The sequence below is a fragment of the Microvirga sp. P4_G7 genome (assembly GCF_056401005.1).
Genome location: NZ_JBFUKD010000781.1, coordinates 1 through 1,563, shown reverse-complemented (window position 1 = coordinate 1,563; position 1,563 = coordinate 1). Strand labels below are relative to the sequence as shown.

Genomic DNA, 1,563 nt, shown 5'->3' with positions numbered 1-1,563 from the left:
CTCCTTCGCGGTCGTGGGCGCCGGCATCGGTGGATTGACGACCGCTCTAGCGCTGGCCAACAAAGGCCACGCGGTGACGTTGATCGAACGACGCACCGGATTCAGCGAGGTCGGGGCCGGCCTGCAACTCTCTCCCAATGCCAGCCGCCATCTGATCGCCCTCGGCCTMGGCGCCGCCTTGAAACGGGTCGCCGGTGAGCCCGATCGGGTCCGCATCCGCCGCATCCGTTCGGGTAAGACCATCGGCGAAGTCGCCCTCGGGCCGTTCATGCGCGAGCGCTTCGGAGCACCCTATTGGGTCGTCCATCGCGCCGATCTCCAGACGATTCTTCTCGACGCCGTCCGGTCCCGTCCATCGATCCGCCTTGTCATGGGACGGACGGTCGAGGCGAGCGACAATGGCGCCGACGCGGTGAGCCTGACCCTCGCGACCGAAAGTGGGACCAGGGAGGGCCTGCGTGCCGACGCCGTCATCGGAGCGGACGGCGTCTGGTCGAAAACGCGCGCCACCCTCGGCGAAAAGGCGGCACCCTCTTTTCGCGGCGCCGTGGCATGGCGGGCGGCCGTGGAACGAAACCGCGTCCCGTCCGTGTTTAGGAGCAATGAAACCGGGTTGTGGCTCGGCCAGCGCGGCCATGTGGTCCATTACCCGATCGCCGAGGGCCGCCTCATCAACATCGTCGCCATCGAGCGTCGGGAAACGCCGGTGGACGGCTGGGCGACTCCCGGCGATGCCGCGACGCTCCTGTCCCAATACCGGGATGCGGCCCCTGCCCTGCAGCAATTGCTGGCAAGCGCGGACACATGGCTCTTGTGGTCTCTCTTCGACCACCCCGTCGAACGGATGGCACACCACCGCGCCGCCCTCGTCGGCGACGCCGCGCATCCGGTGCTTCCCTTTCTGGCCCAGGGCGCAGCCCTCGCCATCGAAGACGCGGCGACGCTGGCTTCCCTCGTCACCGATCGCGCGGCCGACATTCCGCAGGTATTCTCCGCCTACGAAAAAGCGCGGATGGAACGCGCGCTGAAAGTTCAGACTGAAGCCCGCAAGAACGGCCGCGTCTACCACGCCAACCCGCTGGTCGCCCTCGCGCGCGACGCGGTCATGCGAAGGCTCGGGCCCGAAGGCATGACCAAGCGCTATGACTGGCTCTACGGCCATCAGATCACAACCTGACCCGCAGATCACAACCTGACCCGCGCCGGCTTGCGCTTATCCCGGCCTCCCGCTAACCGTCACTCACAATGCGGACGTGGCGAAACTGGTAGACGCAAGGGACTTAAAATCCCTCGGGCTATGCCCGTGCGGGTTCGACCCCCGCCGTCCGCACCATATTGATTTTATTATAATATTTCCACTCTACTGAAGATCGCATGTGCTACTTTCTTCAAGAGTAGTCACCGGCTAGTCACGCCAGCGACCGCATAAGTGCGTGGTCGATAGGGCTGTGGACAACGCTACGCTCTTCGGTTGGTGCGGCACCAGCTCGCCTCGTTCAAGCATCCTACTTTGGTATCTATTACGTCGAGCCGAGTGGCCGCGCGGCACCCGCTAGGTTATGG

Annotated in this window: 1 protein-coding gene and 1 tRNA gene; both read left to right on the top strand. The window is 64.9% G+C overall.

The genetic code is table 11. The features are described 5' to 3' along the window. Positions 1 to 1,177: FAD-dependent oxidoreductase (locus AC1DT3_RS20615; RefSeq protein WP_477467067.1), on the top strand; the 1,177-nt coding region annotated here is incomplete at its 5' end. Positions 1,178 to 1,247: 70 nt separating this feature from the next. Further along, a tRNA-Leu gene (locus tag AC1DT3_RS20610) sits at positions 1,248 to 1,333 on the top strand. Positions 1,334 to 1,563: the final 230 nt, after the last annotated feature.